General features: G+C 68.6%; 20 protein-coding genes. 12 read left to right on the top strand and 8 right to left on the bottom strand.

The genetic code is table 11. From position 1 onward, the window contains the following. Positions 1–3 precede the first annotated feature (3 nt). The gene (locus GT347_RS09015; protein WP_160551635.1) at positions 4–1212 is read left to right on the top strand and encodes a urate hydroxylase PuuD; all 1209 of its coding nucleotides are present in this window, start codon (positions 4–6) and stop codon (positions 1210–1212) included. Then, positions 1209–2603, top strand: coding sequence for an 8-oxoguanine deaminase (locus GT347_RS09010; protein ID WP_160551634.1), 1395 nt, complete (start codon positions 1209–1211; stop codon positions 2601–2603). The genes GT347_RS09015 and GT347_RS09010 overlap by 4 nt, the downstream gene beginning before the upstream one ends. A 1-nt stretch (position 2604) precedes the next feature. Here the strand turns inward: GT347_RS09010 and GT347_RS09005 are convergent, their stop codons facing one another. Both GT347_RS09005 and GT347_RS09000 read right to left on the bottom strand, forming a co-directional pair. After that, complete coding sequence (locus GT347_RS09005; protein WP_160551633.1) at positions 2605–5337, bottom strand: RHS repeat-associated core domain-containing protein; 2733 nt, start codon at positions 5335–5337, stop codon at positions 2605–2607. Continuing rightward, positions 5337–8144, bottom strand: a complete 2808-nt coding sequence (locus GT347_RS09000; protein ID WP_160551632.1) for an RHS repeat-associated core domain-containing protein — start codon at positions 8142–8144, stop codon at positions 5337–5339. The genes GT347_RS09005 and GT347_RS09000 overlap by 1 nt, the downstream gene beginning before the upstream one ends. Before the next feature lie 155 nt (positions 8145–8299). Between GT347_RS09000 and GT347_RS08995 the strand changes: the two genes are divergently transcribed. Then, entirely contained in the window at positions 8300–8767 is a 468-nt protein-coding gene (locus GT347_RS08995; RefSeq protein WP_160551631.1) for a nuclear transport factor 2 family protein, read from the top strand. A gap of 11 nt (positions 8768–8778) precedes the next feature. Here the strand turns inward: GT347_RS08995 and GT347_RS08990 are convergent, their stop codons facing one another. Then, complete coding sequence (locus GT347_RS08990; RefSeq protein WP_229722806.1) at positions 8779–9729, bottom strand: LysR family transcriptional regulator; 951 nt, start codon at positions 9727–9729, stop codon at positions 8779–8781. 121 nt (positions 9730–9850) lie between these two features. Between GT347_RS08990 and GT347_RS08985 the strand changes: the two genes are divergently transcribed. Further along, positions 9851–11077, top strand: a complete 1227-nt coding sequence (locus tag GT347_RS08985; RefSeq protein WP_160551630.1) for an MFS transporter — start codon at positions 9851–9853, stop codon at positions 11075–11077. Between the two features lie 101 nt (positions 11078–11178). Further along, a complete protein-coding gene (locus GT347_RS08980) occupies positions 11179–13320 on the top strand; it encodes a response regulator (protein WP_160551629.1) in 2142 nt (713 codons plus the stop codon). Here the strand turns inward: GT347_RS08980 and GT347_RS08975 are convergent. After that, positions 13250–14026 carry a substrate binding domain-containing protein gene (locus GT347_RS08975; RefSeq protein ID WP_326830394.1) on the bottom strand — a complete coding sequence of 259 codons (777 nt, stop codon included), beginning with the start codon at positions 14024–14026 and terminating at the stop codon, positions 13250–13252. The genes GT347_RS08980 and GT347_RS08975 overlap by 71 nt on opposite strands. Beyond that, a complete protein-coding gene (locus GT347_RS27935) occupies positions 13936–14223 on the bottom strand; it encodes a helix-turn-helix domain-containing protein (RefSeq protein ID WP_326830393.1) in 288 nt (95 codons plus the stop codon). Before GT347_RS27935 ends, GT347_RS08975 begins: the two co-directional genes overlap by 91 nt. Before the next feature lie 84 nt (positions 14224–14307). On the opposite strand from GT347_RS27935, the gene GT347_RS08970 reads away from it, so the two are divergent. After that, positions 14308–15135: a dioxygenase family protein gene (locus tag GT347_RS08970; RefSeq protein WP_160551628.1), complete on the top strand. Its 828-nt coding sequence runs from the start codon at positions 14308–14310 to the stop codon at positions 15133–15135. Further along, positions 15128–15802 (top strand): esterase, encoded by a 675-nt coding sequence (ypfH, locus tag GT347_RS08965; protein WP_160551627.1) that lies wholly within the window; start codon positions 15128–15130, stop codon positions 15800–15802. Before GT347_RS08970 ends, ypfH begins: the two co-directional genes overlap by 8 nt. Positions 15803–15824: 22 nt before the next feature. On the opposite strand, the gene GT347_RS08960 is transcribed toward ypfH, so the two are convergent. The 3 genes from GT347_RS08960 to GT347_RS08950 are packed head-to-tail and all read right to left on the bottom strand — an operon-like array spanning position 15825 to position 17515. Further along, positions 15825–16163 carry a helix-turn-helix domain-containing protein gene (locus GT347_RS08960; RefSeq protein WP_229722805.1) on the bottom strand — a complete coding sequence of 113 codons (339 nt, stop codon included), beginning with the start codon at positions 16161–16163 and terminating at the stop codon, positions 15825–15827. A 51-nt stretch (positions 16164–16214) separates the two neighbouring features. After that, complete coding sequence (locus GT347_RS08955) at positions 16215–16733, bottom strand: AAA family ATPase (protein ID WP_229722804.1); 519 nt, start codon at positions 16731–16733, stop codon at positions 16215–16217. Further along, positions 16721–17515, bottom strand: a complete 795-nt coding sequence (locus GT347_RS08950; protein ID WP_160551626.1) for an IclR family transcriptional regulator — start codon at positions 17513–17515, stop codon at positions 16721–16723. Before GT347_RS08950 ends, GT347_RS08955 begins: the two co-directional genes overlap by 13 nt. Before the next feature lie 109 nt (positions 17516–17624). On the opposite strand from GT347_RS08950, the gene GT347_RS08945 reads away from it, so the two are divergent. The 5 genes from GT347_RS08945 to GT347_RS08925 are packed head-to-tail and all read left to right on the top strand — an operon-like array spanning position 17625 to position 22242. Continuing rightward, complete coding sequence (locus GT347_RS08945; RefSeq protein WP_160551625.1) at positions 17625–18617, top strand: Bug family tripartite tricarboxylate transporter substrate binding protein; 993 nt, start codon at positions 17625–17627, stop codon at positions 18615–18617. 18 nt (positions 18618–18635) lie between these two features. After that, positions 18636–19541: an amidohydrolase family protein gene (locus tag GT347_RS08940; protein ID WP_160551624.1), complete on the top strand. Its 906-nt coding sequence runs from the start codon at positions 18636–18638 to the stop codon at positions 19539–19541. Positions 19542–19559: 18 nt separating this feature from the next. Then, the gene (locus GT347_RS08935) at positions 19560–20558 is read left to right on the top strand and encodes a Bug family tripartite tricarboxylate transporter substrate binding protein (RefSeq protein WP_160551623.1); all 999 of its coding nucleotides are present in this window, start codon (positions 19560–19562) and stop codon (positions 20556–20558) included. Positions 20559–20596: 38 nt separating this feature from the next. Next, on the top strand, positions 20597–21283 hold the full coding sequence (locus tag GT347_RS08930) for an RraA family protein (protein ID WP_160551622.1): 687 nt from the start codon (positions 20597–20599) through the stop codon (positions 21281–21283). Further along, on the top strand, positions 21280–22242 hold the full coding sequence (locus GT347_RS08925) for an NAD(P)-dependent oxidoreductase (protein WP_229722803.1): 963 nt from the start codon (positions 21280–21282) through the stop codon (positions 22240–22242). Before GT347_RS08930 ends, GT347_RS08925 begins: the two co-directional genes overlap by 4 nt. Positions 22243–22288: the final 46 nt, after the last annotated feature.

Below are 22288 nucleotides of genomic sequence, written 5' to 3'. Positions count from 1 at the left end.
CCGATGGAAAGCTATCTTCTCGACTGGGCCAACCTGCTGCTGCGCTGGGTCCACGTCATCACCGCGATCGCCTGGGTGGGGTCGTCCTTCTACTTCGTCTTTCTCGACAGCAGCCTCACCACCCCCGAGGAGGAAAAGCTGCGCGGCGAGGGCGCCACCGGCGAACTCTGGGCGGTGCATGGCGGCGGTTTCTACCACCCGGTGAAGTACCAGGTGCAGCCGCCCGCGTTGCCCAAGCACCTGCACTGGTTCTTCTGGGAGAGCTACAGCACCTGGCTGAGCGGCTTCTCGCTGTTCACCGTGAGCTATCTCTGGAACGCCGGCACCTACCTGGTCGATAAGTCGCTGATGGACTGGCAGCCGGGCGCGGCCGTCGCCGTGGCGCTGTCCTTCCTGGTGGTGTTCTGGATGCTCTACGACTTCGTCTGCCAGACCTTCGGCAAACGCAAGAATGGCGATGCCATCGTGGGCGCCATCCTGCTGGTGCTGGTGTGCATCGCCTCCTGGCTGGCCTGCCACTGGTTCGCCGGCCGGGCGGCCTTCCTGCTGGTGGGCGCGATGCTGGCCACCACCATGAGCGCCAATGTCTTCTTCTGGATCATCCCCGGCCAGAAGCAGGTGATGGCGTCCATCAAGGCCGGACGTCCCGTGGACCCGATCCACGGCCAGCGCGGCAAGCAGCGCAGCGTGCACAACACCTACTTCACGCTGCCGGTGATCTTCGCGATGCTGTCCAACCACTACAGCTTCACCTACGGCCATCCGCAGAACTGGCTGGTGCTGATCCTGATGATGTTCGCGGGCGCGGCGATCCGCCAGTTCTTCGTGCTGCGCCATGGCTACAAGCTGGGTCGCAACCGGCATCCGGTGGCCTATGCGCTGGTGGGCGTGGCGGTGATCGCCGCCGTCATCTGGTGGCTGCGGCCGGCGCCGGTGGCGCCGCTGTCCGCGCAGGAAGCCGCCGCACCGGCCGGCTACGCCCAGGTCAAGGCCGTGCTGGAGCAACGCTGCTACATGTGCCACGGCGCCACCATGCAGATGAAGAACGTGCGCCTGGATTCGCCCGAGGGCCTGAAGCAGCACGCCGACGCGGTCTACCAGCAGGCGGTGGTGATGAAGACCATGCCGCTGAACAACGCCACCGGCATCACCGATGCCGAGCGCGCCCTGATCGGCCGCTGGTTCCAGTCCGGCGCCAGCATCGCCCTATGAAGACCCTGCTGATCCGCAACGCCGCCTGCATCGCCACGCAGGACGACGCGGGCACCGAGCTGCGCAACGCCTCCATCCTGGTGCGCGGCCACACCATCGAGCAGATCGGCGCGGCCGATGCGATGCCGCTGATGGCCGACGAGGTGATCGACGCACGCGGCCACCTGGTGGTACCCGGCCTGGTCAACACCCATCATCACATGTACCAGTCGCTCACCCGGGCGATTCCGGCGGTGCAGGATGCCGAGCTGTTCTCCTGGCTGCGCGGCCTCTATCCGATCTGGGCCGGGCTCACGCCCGAGATGGTGCGGGTGTCCACCCAGGTGGCGATGGCCGAACTGCTGCTGTCGGGCTGCACCACCAGCAGCGACCATCTCTACCTCTATCCCAACGGCGTGCGGCTGGACGACAGCATCGAGGCCGCGCGGGAGATCGGCATGCGTTTCACCGCCTCGCGCGGCAGCATGAGTGTGGGACAGAGCCAGGGCGGCCTGCCGCCGGATGCGGTGGTGGAGCGCGAGGACGCCATCCTGCACGACACCCGCCGTCTGATCGAAACCTGGCACGACGCCGCCCACGGCGCCATGACCCAGGTGGCGGTCGCGCCCTGCTCGCCCTTCAGCGTCAGCCGCGAGCTGATGCGCGACAGCGCCGAACTCGCCCGCGCCTACGGCGTGCGCCTGCACACCCACCTGGCCGAGAACGACCACGACATCGCCTACAGCCGCGAGAAGTTCGGCGCCACGCCGGCCGAATACGCCGAGTCGCTCGGCTGGCTGGGCGCGGATGTCTGGCATGCACACTGCGTGAAGCTCGATGCCGCCGGCATAGGCCTCTTCGCCCGCAGCGGCACCGGCGTGGCCCACTGCCCCTGCAGCAACATGCGCCTGGCCTCGGGCATCGCGCCGGTGCGCCGCATACTCGATGCCGGCGTGCCGGTCGGCCTGGGCGTGGACGGCAGCGCCAGCAACGACGGCGCCCACCTGCTGGGCGAGGCGCGGCAGGCCATGTTGCTGGCCCGAGTCGGCCGCGCTCTCGAGCCCTTCGGCTGCGACCGGGGCCCGGCCGAGATGACGGCCCGCGATGCCCTGGCCCTGGCAACCCGCGGCGGCGCCAGGGTGCTGGGACGGTCCCACGACATCGGCCAGATCGCGCCCGGCTACTGCGCCGACCTGGCCCTGTTCAACCTGTCCAGCCTGGGTTTCGCTGGCGGCGCGGTGCACGACCCGGTGGGTTCGCTGCTGCTGTGCGCCAGCGCGCCCGCGGCCTACACGGTGGTCAACGGCCGGGTCGTGGTGCGCCAGGGCCGGTTCACCACGGTGGAACTGGAGCCCCTGGTGGAGCGCCACAACCGTCTGGCGCTCGAACTGGCCGAGGCGGGCAGGCGCTGAATCAGCGTGTCCTGAACAGGCAGGAGAAAACGGACGGCGATCTCGCTCCCGTCCGTGCCGCTTTGCGGCCGCCCTGGTGTCGCGGCTGGTACTCCGCCCAGAGCCGGGGATCGTCGGCCCACGGTGCGTTCACCTCTTCGCCGCCGCGGTAGAAGTGGACCTTGTCGCCCAGTCTTTGGCGGTTGCGGAACACATACCTCAGTTCTGAGGCGGTGATGGAACTGCCCTGGCGGTTGCCGCCCGATTTGCGGACCACGTCCTCCATGCCGATCCCATCGAGGATGAAGTGCAGGTGGTTGGGACTGTCCTCGCTCGCGGTGATTTCGATCCCCAGCTTGCTGCCGCGTTTCCACAGCAGCTTGGGCGCCACGCCGGAATTGCCGAAGCCCACATGCAGGGCGTGATATTCATCCGAACCGTAATGCCTGGCGGTTTCACGGTACAGCGCGGGTATGTTGAATTTGCGGTTGCGTTCGCCGATTCCGAAATACTTGTCCCACAGAAAGGTATGCGGCCCTCTGCGGGTGTTCATGGCCAGTTCCTGGTAATTCTGCGGAACGCGCAGCTTGCGTGCCAGTGTTCGCGGGTCGTCGAAATAATCGCCGATCGTCTGCGCATTGGCCTCCGAGATGGAGCCGGTCACCGCGTTGTTGTAGACATCGATCACCAGCGGCGGATGGTCGCGGGCATCCAGCCTGAACGCCGGGAAAATCGCCCGGTTGTATTTCGCCCGCTCCTGGGCCACACCGTAGACCAGGTCGCCCCGGTCGGCCCGATAAAGATCGGTGATCGAGAATCCCACTTCCGGCGTCGCCAGCGAAGCGGTGGCCTCGGACTCGATCGCGTCGGGCTGCAAGCCATTTCCGTCGCGGAACCGGAGGGGATTGTTCCTGACCATCCGGTAGAGGTTCAGGCCATCGATGGTGCCGCCGGGATCCGGGCTCAACCATCGCATCAGCCAAGGGGCGTAATACCGGAAACCAAAATCGTAAAGGCCGGTGGCGTCCCGCTCCTTGCCTGAATACCGCACGAATTTGTATTTGGCCTCGATGGCCGAGCGCGCGGTGAAAACCGAGGTGCCGCCGAAGGGATAGTATTCCTCGCGGCTCAAGATCCGCCCCTCCTGATTCGTCTCCAGCTGGCTCGATCCCGGATGGTCGCGCAGGCTGTAGCGGATCTGGTCCCTGTCGATTCCGGCGGGCGCTGCCGTCACCCAATGCAGCACCTGCACATGGTGCGCGCCTGCCTGCACCTTGATGACCTGCAATTCTTCCGAAGCATTTTTTCTCAGCTCGATACCGGGCAGGTAGATCGTGCGTTCCTCATGCCGCAGCGCAGGTGACTGGCGGCTGCGGAGTTTGCAGACACGTTGGCGATCGCCGCCGTAAAAATAAGACTCCCTGTCGTCTTCCCCCTGCTCGCGTTCGACCGTGCAAACATGGTCCAGCTGGTTGAAGGAATTCCAGTGCAGCGCTTGTCCCGGACCCGATAGCAAGGGATTGCCATTGGGGTCGAATGCGTCGGCCAGATGCATGCCGGTTTGCCGGAGGATGGAACGGTTGGAGCCGGGACCGATATCCATCTCCTGGGTGAAAGAGCCCGCGCCTGCGGTGTGCACCATCTTCGTCAGGTTTCCCGCTGCATCGTAGAACCAGTTGCGCCGGTAGTTGCGCAAGAGGCCGTCATCCGCGCCGGCCTGCAGGCTTTCCCTGCCCGTGGCTTCGATCAACTGGTAGAGCGCGTCATGACGGTAGGTGAATACCGGATCGATCCTGCTGTTGTCATGGTGGCGGCTGTGCTGCGCCATATCCTCGATCCGCACGATATTGCCGACCGGGTCATGGCGATAGACAAAATCCTGCAGCACCTCCTGGCCGCGTGTGGATTTCAGGCGGACGAGCCGCCCGCTGCACGGGTCGTGAATCGATTCGGTGACCACGCCATTGCCCGCATGCTCGCGGCATGGCCGACCCGTCGCGTCATAAACGATGCGATCGACCAAGGTCCGGGACGGGCCGCCCCGCAGGCTCAGTGCCACTGCGGACAGGCGGCCCTGCAGGTCGTGCGAAAAAATCCGCTGATGACCCATGGCATCCGTTTGCTCGACGACATGTCCCAATGCGTCGTACAGATACCGCGTTTCATAAGGCATGCTCGCGGCCGGATCCAGCGCCTTCGGCAATCGCCTGGCCTGCTTCAAGGGATGCCCGGTGATGGTGAAAATTCCCGTCTCCAGGCTGCCTGCTCCGTCGTCGTGCCGGATCACCTGGCCGCAATTGTTCTGCCGTGGGTCCGCGCCATATTCGATGTGTTCCATGCGGCGCTCGGCAAGGCCTGCCGCCGTGTGAAAAATCGCGGTCGGGCGGCCGAGTGCGTCATATTCGGTGCGGACACGGGTCTTTCTGGCATCCACGCGGAGCAGCACGCCTTGCGCGATATGGCTCAATTCGACCTGGGTGCCCGCATCCACACTGTCCACCCGGATCGCCTGGCCGGACAGCATGCGCCTGAAAGCCAGATTGGGCGCGACGGTTTCTCCCCGCATGCGGCGCGCGGACAGTCTCGGATCCCAGGTCGCGGCCAGCTGGCCCCTGCGGTCGAAAACCGATTGCGTGATGAGGACCTGCCTGTCGTCCTCCGTGCCGGCGCGGTTGTATTCGACCTGGCGAACGGTCAGTCCGCGGTTGTCGCGGACGCGGACCGAAGGTGTGTCCCGGTAGAGAGCGGCCTGCATCAACGCCCCTTCTTGCCGGCGCGTGCCCAGGAGTGGTCGCTGCCGAAATTCACCCTGCCGTACAGGGCGTAGAAGTTGCTGGTGTCTCGTGTGACGTAGGAAGCGGGGCGCTCCGTCTGGAGGTTCAGCCTGGCCCGCACCCCCGTCGCCACCCGTGTCAGGAAGCCGCGCACACTGCCTGCTTCGCGCCAACGCGCCGTATGCAGGGCCGAGCGATGGTCTCTTTCGATCTGCGCCCGGTTGAACCGGCGCAAGGCTTCGGTGAAGACGAAGGGGCCGCTCATGTGAAACACATGGCCCTCCTGCCGGGTGCCCGCCACCCGCAGGCTTTCGGCAAATCTTTCCTCGGCCATGCCCAGCACGGTTTCCAGTACCTCGTGGTGCGGCTGCGCGCCGAATCCGGTATTGGCCATCGCCACTTCCACGGGGTGGCTTTCGGGTACGGTCACCCATCCTCCGGTGGCGATGCCCAACTCCGGCGCGATGTCGCCGAAGGGCAGATCGGTGTCCGCGTTGTCGTCGGCATCCACATACACGCCGCCGTGCTCATAGATGATGTTGTATCTCAGCACATCGGCGGCCTGCGCGTATTTCGAATCCCGGACGCTGGCGTCGTACAGGTCGCGCGCTCTGAAGCCGGAGGGCCAGTCCATTTGGGAAATGTCCTGCACCCGTATGCCCGCAGGGGAAAGCTTTTCCTGCAGGTTCTGGATCGCGGCGGCGCTGTTGGGGATTCGGCTGTCCACCAGGACGGTGTGCCGATAATCCGGGTTGGTGGCGCCGACCTTCCTGATCTTGTACATATTGGTGGGATGGATGAGTTTGGGCCCGATCCATATCTGGAAGATATTCTTGGGTATCGGTGCGGGCGCCAATCCATTCCCGTCGACCAGGGTGAGCGGATTATTGCGGACCATCCGGTAGAGGTTGAGGCCGCCCGCGGCGCCTGCCGGGTCGGGGTTGGTCCACCGCATCAGCCAGGGGGCGTAATACCGGAATCCGTAGTCGTAAAGCCCGGTGGCATCCCGTTCCTTGCCCGAATAACGCAGGAACTTGTATTGCGCTTCGGTGGCCGAACGTGCGGTCGATACCGCTGTTGCGCCGAATGGATAATATTCTTCGCGGCTGATGATCCGTGCCTGCTGGTCCAGTTCGAGCCGGCTCGATCCCAGGTGATCGCCCAGGCTGTACCGAATCTGGTCGTTGGCAACGCCTTGCGGTGGCGCGGACGTCCAATGCAGCACCTGTATCTGCTGCCCGCCGGTGTGAATCTTGATGACCTGCAGTTCTTCTGCCGCGCCGGTGCGCAATTCAATGCCCGGCAGGTAGATGATCCGGTCTTCCCGGGAGCCGCCGCGAACCTTGTAATGGTGGGACTTGCAGACGCGCTGGCGATCGGCGCCGTAGGCGTAATACTCGCCGTCATCCTCCGCATCGTCCCGCCGGACGGTCGATACATGCTCCAGCTGGTTCGATGCGTTCCAGTTCAGCATCTGGCCGGGATTCAATACCAACAGGTTTCCGTGCGCATCGAAGGCGTCGGCGAGGGTCATCCCCGCGCTTTTGATCATCGAACGGTTGGCGTTCGAGGCGATTTCCATTTCCTGCGTGAAGGAACCGGATGCCGCTGCGTGCACCATTTTCAACAGATTTCCAGCCGCGTCGTAAGACCAGTGGCGGCGATAGTTCTGCAGCAGGCTGTCGTCCTGGCCGGTTTTCAGGTTTTCCCGGCCTGTGGCCTCTATCAACTGGTAAATCGCATCGTATCGATAGGTCGATATCGGATCTATCCGGCTGTTGTCGTGATGGCTGCTGTCCTGCGCCAGATCCTCTATCCGCACGATATTGCCTGCGGGGTCGTATTCGTGGCGCAGGTGCTGCAGGATTTCCCGGCCCCGCGTGGATTTCAGCTCGCTCAGCCGCTGGCTGCGTGCATCGAAAATCGATTCGGTGACGACGCCATTAGCCGCCCGTTCCCGAATGAGCTGGCCGGCCGCGTTGTAGACGATCTGGTCGGCCAGAATCTGGGTGGGTCCGCCCTGGATCTGCAAGGAAACTCCGGACAGCCGGCCTTGGAGATCGTGCGAAAAAACCTGCCGATGGCCTTTGGCGTCCGTTTGCTCCACCAGCTCCGCCAGTGCATCGAACTGCCAGCGGGTTTCAAAGGCCTGCGGGCCCAGCAATAAATCGCGAGCATTTTCCCCGGCTGGCCAATCGATGGTGGAAGACGCCTTTTTCAGGGTCTGGAGCAGGCGGCGTGTTTGGGTTTTGGCCTGGCCGCCGATGCTGAAATCATCGTTCTGCAAACTGCCGGCACCATCGTCGTGCCGGATCAGCAGCCCGCAGTTGTTGCGGCGCGGATCCATGCCGTATTCGAAGCGTTCGGTGCAACGTTCGGCCGTGTCGGCCAGCGCCTGGAAAACCGCGGCCGGGCGGCCCCAGGCGTCGTATTCGGTCCGTGTCCTGGCCATGCGTGCATCCACGCCGAGCAGCGGCGCTTGCCGGATGTCTGCCAGGACGACCTGGGTGCCCGCATCCACGCTCTCCACACGGATGGCCTGTCCGGACAGGCTCAGGCCGTAGGCCAGGTTCGGCGTGACGGTTTCGCACTGTTCCCGTCGTGCGCAAAGCCTCGGGTCCAGCGTCTCCACCAGCTGCCCCCTGCGGTTGAAGATGGCTCGGGTGATGCAGGCCTGCCGGGCGTCCTCCACCCTGACTCGGTTGTATTCGACGGTCCTGACCGTCAGGCCCCGGTTGTCGCGAACGGTGACGGTCGGCGTGTCCTGGAAGAGCGCGGGCTGGGTCATGCTGGAGCCTCGAAGAACGAGGCGGCCATCTTTCCAGCTTTCGGCCCCGTGGGCGTTAGTTCTTCTTCTCCAGTGCTTTGATCGGCGGATGGGCCCTCGGCTATCGTGCGGGCAGACAGAACTGTCCAGGCCTCGCCCAACCCTCCGGAGCTTTCATGGAAACCAAGCCGCCCCTGCCCCCGTTCACCGCCGAAACCGCCGCGCAGAAGACCCGCATGGCCGAGGACGCCTGGAACTCGCGCGACCCCGACCGGGTGGTGCAGGTCTATACCGAGGACACCCGCTGGCGCAACCGGGCCGAGTTCCCGGTCGGCCGCGCCGAGGTGCACGGTTTCCTCACCCGAAAGTGGCAGCGCGAGCTGGATTACCGCCTCATCAAGGAACTCTGGGCCTTCACCGGCAACCGCATCGCCGTGCGTTTCGCCTACGAATGGCACGACGCGGCCGGCGCCTGGTTCCGCAGCTACGGCAACGAGAACTGGGAGTTCAACGAACAGGGCTTGATGCAGCGGCGCTTCGCCAGCATCAACGACCTGCCGATCGCCGAGTCTGATCGCCTGTTCCACTGGCCGCTGGGCCGCCGGCCGGACGACCACGCCAGCCTCTCCGACCTGGGCCTGTAGCCCGCACCGTCTCAGGCGTGCCAGAGCGCGCCGCGCACGGCGGCCGGCGCCGCCTCGCGGATGACCTCCAGGAACCGCCGCAGCCGCGCCGGATAGAAACGCGCATGCGGATAGACCAGGTACATCGGCAGCGGCGCCGCCAGCCAGTCCGGCAGCAGCTGCACCAGCCGGCCCGAGGCCAGGTCGTCCCGCAGCAACCAGGCCGATCCCACGCCCACGCCGATGCCCAGCAGCGCCGCGCTGCGCAAGGCATAGAGGCTGTCGGTGCTCAGCCGCGGCTTGAAGCCGATGCGGCTCTGCTCGCCGCTGCGCGCATGCACCAGCGACATCTCGGTGCGGTAGAAGCTGCGCAGCGCCAGCCAGGGCAGGGCGGCCAGCTCCGAGGGGTGCGCGATCTGCGCGCGGCCCTGCAGCAGCTGCGGTGCGGCGACCACGATGCGCGGGATCTCCGCCACGGCGATGGCGACCACGTTCGGATCGCTCACCTCGCCGACCTGGATGGCGCAGTCGATGCCGTCGGCCACGAAATCCGGCGTGCGGTCGTGCAGCAGCCATTCCACCGACACCCGCGGATAACGCGCCAGGTATTCGCCCACCGGCCCGATCAGCTGCGACTGGCCGAAGGCATGCGGCGCCACCACCCGCAGCGTGCCCTCGGGCTCGTCGCCGGCGCCACGCAGGTCGGCCTCGAAGGCCTGCCAGCTGGCCAGCAGCTCGCGCGCGCCGTCGAAGCAGCGCTGGCCGTCCTCGGTCAGCGTCATGGCGTGGGTGGAGCGCTTGATCAGGCGCAGGCCCAGCTGCTTTTCCAGCGCCTGCAGGCGGCGGCTCACGGTGGGCTGGGTGGTGCCCATCTGCGCGGCGGCGGCCGAGAGGCTGCCGGATTCGACGATACGCACGAAGGTGGACATCAGCTCGATGCGGTCGGCGGAGGCCGGTGCGGACGGTCGGGGCGTGGGTGTCATGGCGGCAAAGAGCTTACTTTATGCGCCGGGCGTATAGCGGACTTGCTCTTCAGGCCACTACCAAGCCGGCCTTTAACTGAAGACACTCCATCCCAATCCAGATAGACCAAGGGTAAACACGATGTCTTCCATTCAAGCCGCGCATGCAGCCGGGCCCGGCCGGCCCGCCTCGGCGCTGTCCCCGGCGCTGATCTTCCTGCTGGCCGCCAGCGCCGGCCTGTCGGTGGCCTCGCTCTATTACAGCCAGCCGATGCTGGGCGTGCTCGGCCCGGCCATCGGCGTGAGCGACCGCATGGTCGGCCTGGTGCCCACGCTCACCCAGCTCGGCTATGCCTTCGGCCTGCTGCTGCTGGCGCCGCTGGGCGACCGCTACGACCGGCGCAGCATCATCATGCTCAAGGCCGCCATCCTCTGCGCCGCGCTGCTGCTGGCCGGCGCCGCGCCCTCCATCGGCGTGCTGCTGGCGGCGAGCCTGGCGATCGGCCTGTCGGCCACGCTGGCGCAGGACATCGTGCCGGCGGCCGCCACCCTGGCGCCCGAGGCCAGCCGCGGCAAGGTGGTGGGCACGGTGATGACCGGGCTGCTGATGGGCATCCTGCTGTCGCGGGTGGTGAGCGGTTTCGTGGCCGAGCATTTCGGCTGGCGCAGCATGTTCGTGGCGGCGGCCGTCGCCATCGCCCTGGTGGGCGTGGCCGCCTGGCGCGGCCTGCCGCGCTTCAAGCCGACGACCGCACTGGGCTACAGCGCGCTGATGGCCTCGCTCGGCGCGCTCTTCGTGCGCCACGGCGCGCTGCGCCGGGCCGCGCTGGCCCAGGGCCTGCTGTCGGTGGCCTTCAGCGCCTTCTGGTCCACCCTGGCGGTGATGCTGCACGGCGAGCCCTTCCACCTGGGCAGCGCGGCGGCCGGCGCCTTCGGCCTGGCCGGCGCGGCCGGAGCGCTGGCGGCGCCGCTGGCCGGCCGGCTGGCCGACCGGCGCGGGCCGGAACTGGTCACGCGGCTGGGCGCGGCGGTCACCATGCTGTCCTTCGCCGCCATGGCGCTTTCGCCCTGGATCGCGCCGCATGCAAGGCTGTGGCTGATCGTGGCCAGCGCCATCGGCTTCGACCTGGGCATCCAGGCCACGCTGATCGCGCACCAGACCATCGTCTTCGGCATCGAGCCCGCCGCCCGCAGCCGGCTCAACGCGGTGCTCTTCGTGGGGGTGTTCGTCGGCATGGCGGCCGGCTCCGCGCTGGGCAGCCTGGCCCTGGCCGGCTACGGCTGGATGGGGGTCACCGCGCTGGCCACGGCGGCCGCGGCCGGCGCGCTGGCGGTACGGCTCTGGCCGGGTGCCGCCTCGGCCCGCTGATCGCGCGTCCAAATAGTGCGTGCAAGACGGCGGGAAAACCACATCGACGGGCTTTTGCAACGGCAGAATGGCGGCTTGATCCCAGCGATTGACCCATCTAAGTGCCGTCTATCCAACTTCCGCAAGACGATATCCACCGTTGGGACGACGCCCTCGTCGCTTTCGCCGAAAGGCTGCGCGGGGGCGCCGACACCGCCGCCCTGATCCACGCCGGCATCGAGACCCTGGCCGCGGAACTGCAGGCCGACCGGGTCGGCTTCGGCACCCTGTCGGCCGATGCCCTGAGCTTCACCGTGGCCGACGACTGGTCCCGGCCCGGGCCGGACGCCCTGCCCAGCATCACCGGCACCCACCGCATCGACGAACACGCCTACATGGCCGGCCTGCTGCGCCAGGGACGGGGCGTGGTGGTGGCCGATGTGCGCCTGCATCCGGAGTTCACCGCCATCGCCGGGGTGATGGAGGCCGCCGGCATCCGCGCGCAGCTGGTGCTGCCGGCGATGGACGGCAGCCGCCTCACCGGCGCCTTCTTCATCCACGACCGCCAGCCGCGCGACTGGGCCTGCGCCGAGGTCTCCTTCGCCCGCGACGCCGTCGAGCGGGTGCGCCATGCCATCGAACGCCGCCGCTCCGAGCAGAGCCTGCAGGCGCTGGCCCGCACGCTGGAGCAGCAGGTGGCCGAACGCACCCGGGCGCTGCGCGAGTCGGAGGACTTCATCCGCCTGGCCCTGAGCGCCAGCGGCGGCGTTGGTGTCTGGACCTACGACATCCTGGCCGACCGCATCGTCTGCGACGCGGCCATCGCCGCGCTCTATGGCATCGACGTTGCCGAGGGCGCGCGCGGCGTGAGCGGCGCCGCCTTCTTCGCCCATGTCCATCCCGACGACCTGCCCCGGCTGCAGGCCGCGCTGCCCGGCGGCGTGGCGGGCGATGCCGACCTGGAGCTGGAATACCGCATCCGCCATCCCGACGGCCAGCTGCGCTGGGTGCTGTCGCGCGGCCACACCTACGTCGGCGCCGCCCAGCGGCCCGAACGCTGCACCGGCGTGAGCGTGGAGACCACCGCCCGCCGCCAGCTGGAGGAGCAGCTGCGCCAGGCGCAGAAGATGGAATCGCTGGGCCAGCTCACCGGCGGCATCGCGCACGACTTCAACAACCTGCTGCAGGGCATCGTGCTGCCGCTGCAGATCCTGCAGAAGCGCCTGGGCCCGGCCGCCGAGGCCGGCCTGCAGAACTACCTGGACGCCGCCATGGCCGCGGCCAAGCGCGCCGCCGGCCTCACCCAGCGCCTGCTGGCCTTCGCCCGCCGCCAGCCGCTGGATTCGCGCACCGCCGACCTGGGCAGCGCGCTGGCCGACCTGGAGCCGATGCTGCGCAACATCTGCGGCCCGCGCATCGCCCTGGCGCTGGACCTGCCGGCCGCCCTGTGGCCGGTGGTCACCGACGTGAACCAGTTCGAGAACGCGGTGCTCAACCTGGCCATCAACGCACGCGATGCCATGCCCTCCGGCGGCACCCTCACCGTGAGCGCCCGCAATGTCGCGCCCGAGACCCGGCCGCGCGGCGCTTTGGCCGGCCTGCGGCCGGGCGAATACGTCTGCGTGGCCGTGGGCGACACCGGCTCCGGCATGGCGCCGGACGTGATCGAGCGCGCCTTCGATCCCTTCTTCACCACCAAGCCGATCGGGCAGGGCACGGGGCTGGGGCTGTCCATGGTGTACGGCTACACCCGGCAGTCCGGCGGCATGGCCGCCATCGACAGCGCCCTCGGCCAGGGCAGCCGCGTGGCCATGTTCTTTCCGCGCGCACCGGTGGCGCGTGCGGCCGACGGCCTGCAGGCACCGGCGGCGCCGCCGCGCGACCCGTTTCGCCGGCGCGTGCTGGTGGTGGAGGACGAGGAGGCCGTGCGCCGCTTCGCCGTCGAGCTGCTGCGCGAGGAAGGCTGCGAGATCCGCGAGGCCAGCACCGGCCACGAGGCCATGACCCTGCTGGAGACCGAACGTGACTTCGACCTGCTGCTGACCGACGTCGGCCTGCCCGGCCCCAACGGCCGGCAGGTGGCCGACCTGGCGCGCGAGAACATCCCCGGCATCGCCGTCATCCTCATGACCGGCTATGCCGAGGGCGCCGCCCACAAGAACACCTTCCTGGGCGCGGGCATGCAGCTGATCCTCAAGCCTTTCGACAGCGCCGTGCTGGTCGAGCGGGTACGCCGGGCGCTGGCCTTGCCGCAGCCGGCGTAGCGGCGCCGTCCGGCCAGCGCGGCTCGCCGAACCATTCGGCCAGCAGGTCGATCAACAGGCGCAGCCGGGGCGCCAGATGCTTGCGGCTGGCATACACCGCGTAGATGCCGAGCGCGCCCGCGCGGTACTGCGGCATCAGCTCCACCAGCGCGCCCGAGGCCAGGTCGGCGCCGACCAGGAAGGTGGGCTGCAGGATCACGCCCTGGCCCTGCAGGGCGACGGCCCGGCAGGTGTCGCCGTTGTTGGTGCGGATGCCCGGGCGGGTGGTCACCGAGACCGGTCCCTGCGGCCCGTCGAAGCTCCATTCGTCGCCGCCGGCCCAGTAGCTGTAGGCCAGCACGGCATGGTCGGCCAGTTCCCCGGGATGCCGCGGCGTGCCGGCGCGCGCCAGGTAGGCCGGCGCGGCGCAGAGCACCATGCGGGTCTCGGTGAGGCGCCGGCTGATCAGGCTGGAGCTGGGCAGGCGGGCGATGCGGATGCCCAGGTCGAAGCCCTCGTCGACGATGTCCATCACCCGGTCGGACAGCGTCAGGTCCAGCGTCACCCGCGGATGGCGGTCGCGAAAACGCGCCCACACCGGCGCCAGGTGCTGCACGCCGAAACTCACCGGCGCCGTCAGCCGCAGCCGGCCGCTGGCCTCGCCGCTGCGGGCGCTGATCTCGGCCTCGGCCTCTTCCACGCTGGCCAGCAGCTCCTTGCAGCGCACATGGAAGACATCGCCCTCCTCGGTGAGCGAGAGCTTGCGGGTGTGCGGTGCAGCAGCCGCACGCCCAGCCGCGCCTCCAGCTCGCCCACATGGCGCGACACCGCGGCCTTGGACAGGCCCAGCGTGTCGGCCGCCTTCACGAAGCTGCCGCCGTCCACCACGGCGGCGAAGGTCTTCATCTCCAGGAACTTGTCCATGGCTTTTGTTCCGATATGAGGAACTATTGATTCACTGAATGCCAGTTTATTCAATGCGCCATGGCCAATAGAGTCGGGGACATCATGACCCGACTCCCCACACTCTTCGTCTCCCACGGCGCACCCACCTTCGCCCTGGCCCCCGGCCTGTCCGGCCCGCAGCTGAGCGCGCTCGGCGCCAGCTTGCCGCGTCCACGCGCGGTGCTGGTCGTCTCGCCGCACTGGACCACCCACAACGTCCGTGTCGGCACGGTGGACCGGCCCGAGACCGTGCACGATTTCGGCGGCTTTCCACCGGCCCTCTACCAGCTGCAGTACCCGGCCCCGGGCGCGCCGGAGATCGCGCAGCGCACCCTCGCCCTGCTGCAGGCCGCCGGCTGGCCCACTGCGGCGGACCCCGGCCGCGGCCTGGACCACGGTGCCTGGGTGCCCCTGCGCTACCTCTATCCCGATGCCTCGGTGCCGGTCTTCCAGGTCTCCATGCCGGCACAGCTCGATGCGCAAGGCGCCTGGCGCCTCGGCCGCAGCCTGGCGCCGCTGGCGGGGGAGGGCGTGCTCATCGTCGGCTCCGGCAGCCTCACCCACAACCTCTACGAATTCCGCTCGGGCGACAGCGCCGAGCCGGCCTATGCCCGCGAATTCGTCAACTGGGTGCGCGAGGCGGTGCGCGCCCACGACGCCGCCCGGCTGCTGCGCACCCTGGAGATTGCCCCCTCGGCGCAGAGGGCCCATCCCACGGCCGAGCATTTCCTGCCGCTACTGGTGGCGTATGGTGCATCCGATGAAGGGGGCGAAATCCAGGTGCTCGATGGCGGTTTCGCGCATGGGGTGCTGGCGATGGAGTCCTATGTCTTTGGTGCCATGCCGCCGGCCACCGAGCCGGCCGCGATTCTGGAGAGTGCCCATGTCTGAGCATGTCGTCGTGCAGCTGCCGCAGCAAGCAGCCGCCCAGCTGTTTCTTCTTTTCCACGGCGTGGGCAGCACGCCCGAGAACCTGGCGCCGCTGGGCGAACGCCTGGCCGCCGAATTCCCGCAGGCCGCCGTCATCAGCGTGGCCGCGCCCGACGCATCGGACTTCGGCGCCGGCCGCCAGTGGTTCTCGGTGCAGGGCGTGACCGAGGCCAACCGCGCCGCCCGCATCGCCGCGACCATGGACCGTTTCGTCGCCACCGTGCGCAGCTTCCAGGAACTGACCGGCGCCGGCCCGGAGCGCACCGCGCTGGTCGGCTTCTCGCAGGGCGCCATCATGGCGCTGGAGGCCAGCCTGCTGGAATCGGCCGGCCTGCTGGCCGGGCGGGTGGTGTCCCTGTCCGGCCGCTTCGCCGCACTGCCCGAGCGGGCGCCCGCCGAGACCACCCTGCATTTCATCCACGGCGATCAGGATGGCGTGATCGCCTACCAGCACGCGGTGGACGCCGCCGAGCGCCTGGTGGCGCTGGACGGCGACGTCACCGCCGACGTGCTGCCCCGGCTGGGCCATGGCGTGGATAAACGCGTGGCCGACCTGATGGTCGAGCGCCTCAAGGGCCATGTGCCGCGCCGCATCTGGGCCCAGGCCATGGCGGCGGCGCAGGAGTAGGGCAGGGGCCGGGACGGAGCCCTCAAGCCCGCCCGGCAGCCCCGCGAACCGGCAAGGCACCGGTCAGGTCCGCCAGCGAAATCCCCAGCCCGCCGGCAATCCGCCAGGCGTTATAGAGCGTGATGCGCCGCTCGGCCCGCTCCACCATGCCGATGTAGTTCGGATCCAGCCCGGCGGCCGAGGCCAGGGCCGCCTGCGTCATGCCCCGCTCGCCGCGCAGCCGCCGCACTTCCGCGCCCAGCTGGATCGACAGCGCCTGAATCTCGGCTGCGAGGGCCGCATCCATTTCAGGCTCGGCCGGGGGCAAGAACGAGTGTTTGGGTTTCGATGAAAGTCGGGAAGGCATCGTGGTGGTGTCCATGGCTGAAAAAGCAGGCTCGGCGCGCAACCATGTTGCGGCGCACGAGTCGCATTAAGCCAAGGCCTGCAAGACGGCCTGCACCCTGGCCGCCGTCGTCATATCCCCTTCCAGAAGCAGCACACGGCACTTGCGTTCTGCCAGCCATTGCCGGTGCAAGGCCAGGCTGCGCCCCTGTGCGGTTCCTGCGTCGTACTGCGAGGCCCAGTCCAGAAACTCGGGATCGGCCTTGCCGAAACGCGCTTCCTCCCGGGCCCGCAGCCGGGCCAGCCGCAAGGCCGTCGGCAGGTAGAGGAATACGACCAGATCGAAGGCGTCTTCCAGCTCGGCGCCCCAGCCCATGAGCGAGCCGGCCACCACCGCCTGAGGGCGCTGTGCCAGCTCGGCCGTCAACAGGCTGTAGCGATCAGCCGCGGTCCTTCGGCTCCGATAAGGCGGATCGGTCGGCAGCCAGAAGAAGTCGTCGGCGTCGAGAAACGGCGCATCCGCAGCTTGCGCCAGTGCACGCCCCAGCGTGGTGGTGCCGCAGCCCGCGGCCCCGGTGACCAGCACCCGCCCGATCAGGGATGCCACGTGCTCACCACCTGCGGCGTATTCATCGAGCGCGCCCCGGCCAGGCTGTACGACAGCTGGTTGGCCGACCCCATCACGTCCTGCGCCATCTCCTGCAGCCGCGCCTCCGACAGGCGAGAGGCCGGCCCCGAGATGCACACCGAGCCGAGCAGCTTCCAGTTCAGGCCGAAGACGGGCGCCGACACCGTCGCCACCCCCTTCTCGCGCTCGCCGATCGACAGGTGGTAGCCGCGTGAGCGGATCGCCTCATAGACCTTGCCCGCCTGTCCCGAGAAGGCCAGGATGACGCGTCCCGGCGAGCCCTTGTCCAGCGGCAGGGCCTCGCCCATGCGGGCATGGTGGCGCAGGGGATGCGGGCCTTCCACCCGCACCAAGCAGGTCCGGTAGTCGCCTTCCCGCACGTAGAAGGCGGCGCTTTCGCCGGTGAGGCGGACCAGGTCGCGCAGCATCGGCTCGATCACGCCCTGCATGTCGAAGCCCGACTGGTAACGCGCGCCCAGCCATCCGGCGGCCGGGCCCAGGCGCCATCCGCCGTCCTCGCACTGCACCATGTAGCCGGCCATCGCCAGAGTCCGGGCGATGCGCAGCACGGTGGTCTTGTGCATCTCGCAGCGGCGGCTCAGTTCGGCCAGCGAGAGCTGCGATTCGCCGAGGGCAAAAGCCGCCAGCAGATCGAGGGCGCGGGTCACCGCCACCACGCTGCCGGTGCTGCTTTCCGCCGCCGCCGGCACGGTGCCGATTCCACTGGAAGCCTCGGGTTTTCCCTTGGCGCTGTTTCGCATCACGGTCCTGATTTCGACTGTCGAAACGGTATTGTACGAGTCGAAACGGGCCTCTACAGTCCGCCGCAAGCCGCAGCACGACGGCCGAATTCCACAAGTCGGAGACACCATGAACACACGCATCACCGCAGGCCGCCGCACGGCCATCGCCGCCGCCCTCGTCTTCAGCGCGCTGCTGAGCGGCGCCGTGCACGCCGAGGCCGCCTACCCCAGCAAGCCGATCCGCCTGATCGTGCCCTTCCCGCCCGGCGGCGGCACCGACCTGCTGGCCCGCACCGTCGCGCAGAAGCTGACCGAGACGCTGAAGTGGACCATCATCATCGACAACCGCCCCGGCGCCGGCGGCAACCTCGGTGTGGATACCGCCGCCAAGTCCCCGGCCGATGGCTACACCCTGGTGATGGGCCAGACCAGCAACCTGGCGATCAACCCCACCCTCTACCCCAAGCTGCCCTACAACCCGCTGAAGGACCTGACGCCGGTGGTGCTGGTGGCCAACTCGCCCATCGTGATCGCGGTGCCCGAGTCCTCGCCCTACAAGACCTTCGCGCAGGTGGTGGCCGCCGCCAAGGGCAAGCCCAAGACCGTGACGCTCGGTTATCCCGGCAACGGCACGGTGGCCCACCTGGCGGCGGAGCAGGCCGAGAACACCGCCGGCATCGAGTTGCAGCATGTGCCCTATAAGGGCGCCGCCCAGGCGCTGACCGACCTGATGAGCGCGCAGATCGACCTCTACGCCTCCTCGGTGCCCACGCTGATCGGCCAGGTACGCAACCAGAAGGTGCGTGCGCTGGTGGTGACCTCCGCCAAGCGCTCCGAGCAGTTGCCGGAAGTGCCGACCATGGCCGAGTCCGGCTACAAGGGCTTCGAGGCGGTGACCTGGTTCGGCATCCTGGCGCCGGCCGGCACGCCCGCGGCCATCGTCAAGACGCTCAACACCGAGTTCAACAAGGCCATGCAGCTGCCGGACGTGGCGGCCAAGCTCAAGTCCGACGGCGGCGACGTGATGGGCGGCAGCGTGGAGACCTTCGCCGCGCTGCTCAAGTCGGAGATCCCGCGCTGGGGCAAGATCGTCAAGGACTCGGGCGCGACGATCGACTGATCGCCCTCCAGGCCACACATGTCCGCCCTCGCAGCCGCTTCCACCACCGTGCCGTTCTCGGCCGGCACCGGGCGTCCCGCCACGGTGCTGCCGGCGGGGGCCTGCGACTGCCACATGCATGTGTACGACGGGCGTTTCCCGGCCGCGCCCGGCGCGGCGCTGCTGCCGCCCGATGCCTCGGTGGCCGACTACCGGCAACTGCAGCAGCGCATCGGCACGCGGCGCACGGTGCTGGTCACGCCCTCGACCTACGGCACCGACAACGCTTGCATGCTGGCCGGCCTCGCGGCGCTGGGCGACGATGCCCGCGGGGTGGCGGTGGTCGATGAATCGGTGAGCGACGCCGAACTGCTGCGCCTGCACGGCCTGGGTGTGCGCGGCATCCGTTTCAATCTCTCGCTGGGCGGGCATCCGCCGGCTTCTTCCCTGCGGCCGCTGGCCGAACGCATCGCCGCGCTGGGCTGGCATGTCCAGCTGCTGGCGCCGCCCGAAACGCTGCTGGCCGTGCAGGACGATCTGCGTAGCCTGCCGGTGCCGCTGATCTTCGACCACCTCGGCCGCATCGCGCCGGCGCAGGCCGGGCAGCATCCCGCCCATGCCCTGGTGCTGGAGCTGCTGCGCGCGGACAAGGCCTGGCTGAAGCTCTCGGGCGGCTACATCGTCAGCGCGCTGCACCGCACGGACGACCCCGCCGTCGCCGCGCTGGCCGCGACGTATCTGGATGCCGCGCCGCATCGCCTGGTGTGGGGCAGCGACTGGCCGCATGCCACCGCCTCGGCCGGCCGCCATCCCATGCCCGACGACGCGGCGCAGGTCGATGCCCTGGCCCGCTGGACCGGCACGCCCGAACGGCTGCACCAGGTGCTGGTGGACAACCCCCGCGCCCTGTACGGCTTCCCCGCGCCGGCACCGATTTCCCCCTAAGCAGAAGAGACACGCAAGATGCACATCAAAGAGACCGGCACGTCCATTTCCCGCCGAAACCTGCTGGCGCTGGCCGCCGCCACCGGCCTGGCGCCGCTGGCCCATGCAGAAGACAAGTGGCCGGGCGGCAAGCTGATCACCTGGGTCGTGCCCTATCCGCCCGGCGGCAGCACCGACGTGCTGGGCCGCAACGTGGCGCAGCGGGTGTCGACGGCCCTGGCCACCAACATCATCGTGGAGAACCGCGCCGGCGCCACCGGCACCATCGGCGCGGCCTACGTGGCCAAGTCGGCGCCGGACGGCTACACCCTGCTCGGCACCTCCATCGGCCCGCAGGCCATCGCCCCGCACCTGATGGGCAAGCTGAGCTACGACCCCATCGCCGGCTTCGAGCCGGTGGTCACCATCGGCACCATCCCGCACATCCTGGTGGTGGGCGCCAGGCAGCCCTTCCATACCGTGGCCGATCTGATCGCCGCCGCCAAGGCCCAGCCGGGCAAGCTGGCCTATGCCTCGGGCGGCAGCGGCACCATCCTGCAGATGCAGGGCGAGCTGCTGGCCCAGCAGGCCGGCGTGAAGTTCATCCACGTGCCCTACAAGGGCGACACCCCGGCGCTGCAGGACACCCTGGGCGAGCAGACCAACTTCATGTTCGCCCCGGTCGCCGCCGCGCTGCAGCATGTGCAGAGCGGCAAGCTGCGGGCGCTGGCCGTCACCTCCGGCAGCCGGCTCAAGGCCCTGCCCGACGTGCCCACCATGGGCGAGGCCGGCCTGAAGAACTTCGTCGTCGAGCAATGGCAGGCCGTGTTCGCGCCGGCCGGCACGCCCGCCGAGATCGTCGGCCGGCTCAACGCCGAGATCAACAAGTCGCTCAAGGACGCCGAGGTCATCGCCCTGGCCGACCGCCTGGGCGTGACCCTGGTCGGCGGCACGCCCAAGCAATTGGGCGACATGCAGAAGGCGGACTCGGCCAAGTGGGCCAAGGTCATCCGCGACGGAAACATCAAGGCCGACTGAGCCCCTCCCCACCCTTTTTCTCCCACAGGACATATCCCATGAGCCAGCTCCCAGAAGTCATCCGCGAATTCGACCGCGTCTCCCCCGAAGTCGTCGCCCAGGCCAAGACCTTCCAAGCCGCCATCCTGGCCGACGTGGCCGGCCGCCGCGGCACCATGCATGCACGTGTGGCGCCGGTCGAGATCAACATGATCGCCGCCGGCCCCGCCTTCACCGTGGAAGTGCGGCCGGGCGACAACCTGATGATCCACATGGCCATCGCCCTGGCCAAGCCCGGCGACGTGCTGGTGATCGACGGCAAGGGCGACCAGACGGCCGCCCTGATGGGCACGCTGATGCTCAGCGCCTGCAAGAAGCTGAACCTCGGCGGCGTGATCGTCGACGGCGCCATCCGCGATCGCCTCGAACTGCTGGACCTGGGCTTCCCCGTCTTCAGCGCCGGCTTCAACCCCGCGGGCCCCACCAAGTACGTGCCCGGCCGCATCAACCATCCCATCTCCGCCGGCGGCACGGTGGTGAACCCGGGTGACCTGATCGTCGGCGATGCCGACGGCGTGGTCGTGATCGAGCGCCTCAAAGCCCCCGCCATGATGGCCCTGGCCGTCAAGAAGGTGGCCGACGAGGCCGCCCGCATCGAGGCCATCGCCCGCGGCGAACTCGAATCCAAGTGGCTGCCCGCCGCCCTGCGCGCCGCCGGCATGCTCAAGGAAGGCGAGACGCTGTGAGCGCCCTGCCGCAAGCCGCCACGAAGCGCCCCGCGGTGCTGGTGACCGGCCCCGACCTGGCACCGGCCGCGCTGGAGATCCTGCGCGACTACGAGATGGTCTACGCCGGCAAGACGCCGACCGACGACGACATCGTGGCCTGCTGCAAGGCGCACGACCCGGTGGCCATCATCCTGCGCATGGGCAAGGTGGGCGTGGCCGCGATGGAGGCCGCGCCTTCGCTCAAGGTCATCTCCAAGCACGGCACCGGCACCGACACCATCGACAAGACGGCGGCCGCCGCCCGCGGCATCGCGGTGCGCGCCGCCGCCGGCGCCAACGCGGCGGCGGTGGCCGAGCAGTCGCTGGCCTTCATGCTGGCCTGCGCCAAGTCGGTGGTGCAGCTCGATGAGCGCATGCGCGCCGGCCACTGGGACAAGTCCTCCCACAAGGGCCTGGAGCTGGGCGGCCGCACGCTGGGCCTGGTGGGCCTGGGCGCCATCGGCCAGCGCTTCGCGCGCATGGCCGATGCGATGGAGATGAAGGTCATCGGCTTCGACCCCTACGCCAAGGAGCTGCCCTCCTATGTGGAGCGGGTGGAGCTGGCGCAGATCTGGCAGCGCTCGGACGTGATCTCCTTCCACTGCCCGCTGACCGACGAGAACCGCAACATGCTCAACGCGACCACGCTGGCGGCCTGCAAGCGCGGCGTGATCGTGGTCAACACCGCACGCGGCGGCCTGATCGACGAAGCCGCGCTGCTGGCGGCGGTGCAGAGCGGCCAGGTGATGGCCGCCGGACTCGACAGCTTCGCGGTGGAGCCCTATACGGCCGGCCACATGTTCTCGGCCGAGAAACGCATCCTGCTCAGCCCCCACATCGGCGGCGTGACCAGCGATGCCTACGTGAACATGGGCAAGGCCGCCGCGCGCAACCTGCGTGCGGTGATCGAGGGCGTCGAGCCCGCTGCCATCGCCTGAGTCCGCAGCCCCCGTCCCCAGCCGCCACACAAGAGCGGCGGGACTT

This window comes from Xylophilus rhododendri (genome assembly GCF_009906855.1).
GTDB classification, from domain to species: domain Bacteria; phylum Pseudomonadota; class Gammaproteobacteria; order Burkholderiales; family Burkholderiaceae_C; genus Xylophilus; species Xylophilus rhododendri.
Note: the sequence above shows the minus strand (reverse complement) of the source record. Positions and strands in the feature narration are given on the sequence as shown.

Bases quoted from the DNA above. Each gene is read 5' to 3' on its own strand.
- GT347_RS09015 (WP_160551635.1), top strand. From the start codon at position 4: ATGGAAAGCTATCTTCTCGACTGGGCCAACCTGCTGCTGCGCTGGGTC.
- GT347_RS09010 (WP_160551634.1), top strand. From the start codon at position 1,209: ATGAAGACCCTGCTGATCCGCAACGCCGCCTGCATCGCCACGCAGGAC.
- GT347_RS09005 (WP_160551633.1), bottom strand. From the start codon at position 5,337: ATGCAGGCCGCTCTCTACCGGGACACACCTTCGGTCCGCGTCCGCGAC.
- GT347_RS09000 (WP_160551632.1), bottom strand. From the start codon at position 8,144: ATGACCCAGCCCGCGCTCTTCCAGGACACGCCGACCGTCACCGTTCGC.
- GT347_RS08995 (WP_160551631.1), top strand. From the start codon at position 8,300: ATGGAAACCAAGCCGCCCCTGCCCCCGTTCACCGCCGAAACCGCCGCG.
- GT347_RS08990 (WP_229722806.1), bottom strand. From the start codon at position 9,729: ATGACACCCACGCCCCGACCGTCCGCACCGGCCTCCGCCGACCGCATC.
- GT347_RS08985 (WP_160551630.1), top strand. From the start codon at position 9,851: ATGTCTTCCATTCAAGCCGCGCATGCAGCCGGGCCCGGCCGGCCCGCC.
- GT347_RS27935 (WP_326830393.1), bottom strand. From the start codon at position 14,223: ATGGACAAGTTCCTGGAGATGAAGACCTTCGCCGCCGTGGTGGACGGC.
- GT347_RS08970 (WP_160551628.1), top strand. From the start codon at position 14,308: ATGACCCGACTCCCCACACTCTTCGTCTCCCACGGCGCACCCACCTTC.
- ypfH (WP_160551627.1), top strand. From the start codon at position 15,128: ATGTCTGAGCATGTCGTCGTGCAGCTGCCGCAGCAAGCAGCCGCCCAG.
- GT347_RS08960 (WP_229722805.1), bottom strand. From the start codon at position 16,163: ATGGACACCACCACGATGCCTTCCCGACTTTCATCGAAACCCAAACAC.
- GT347_RS08950 (WP_160551626.1), bottom strand. From the start codon at position 17,515: ATGCGAAACAGCGCCAAGGGAAAACCCGAGGCTTCCAGTGGAATCGGC.
- GT347_RS08945 (WP_160551625.1), top strand. From the start codon at position 17,625: ATGAACACACGCATCACCGCAGGCCGCCGCACGGCCATCGCCGCCGCC.
- GT347_RS08940 (WP_160551624.1), top strand. From the start codon at position 18,636: ATGTCCGCCCTCGCAGCCGCTTCCACCACCGTGCCGTTCTCGGCCGGC.
- GT347_RS08935 (WP_160551623.1), top strand. From the start codon at position 19,560: ATGCACATCAAAGAGACCGGCACGTCCATTTCCCGCCGAAACCTGCTG.
- GT347_RS08930 (WP_160551622.1), top strand. From the start codon at position 20,597: ATGAGCCAGCTCCCAGAAGTCATCCGCGAATTCGACCGCGTCTCCCCC.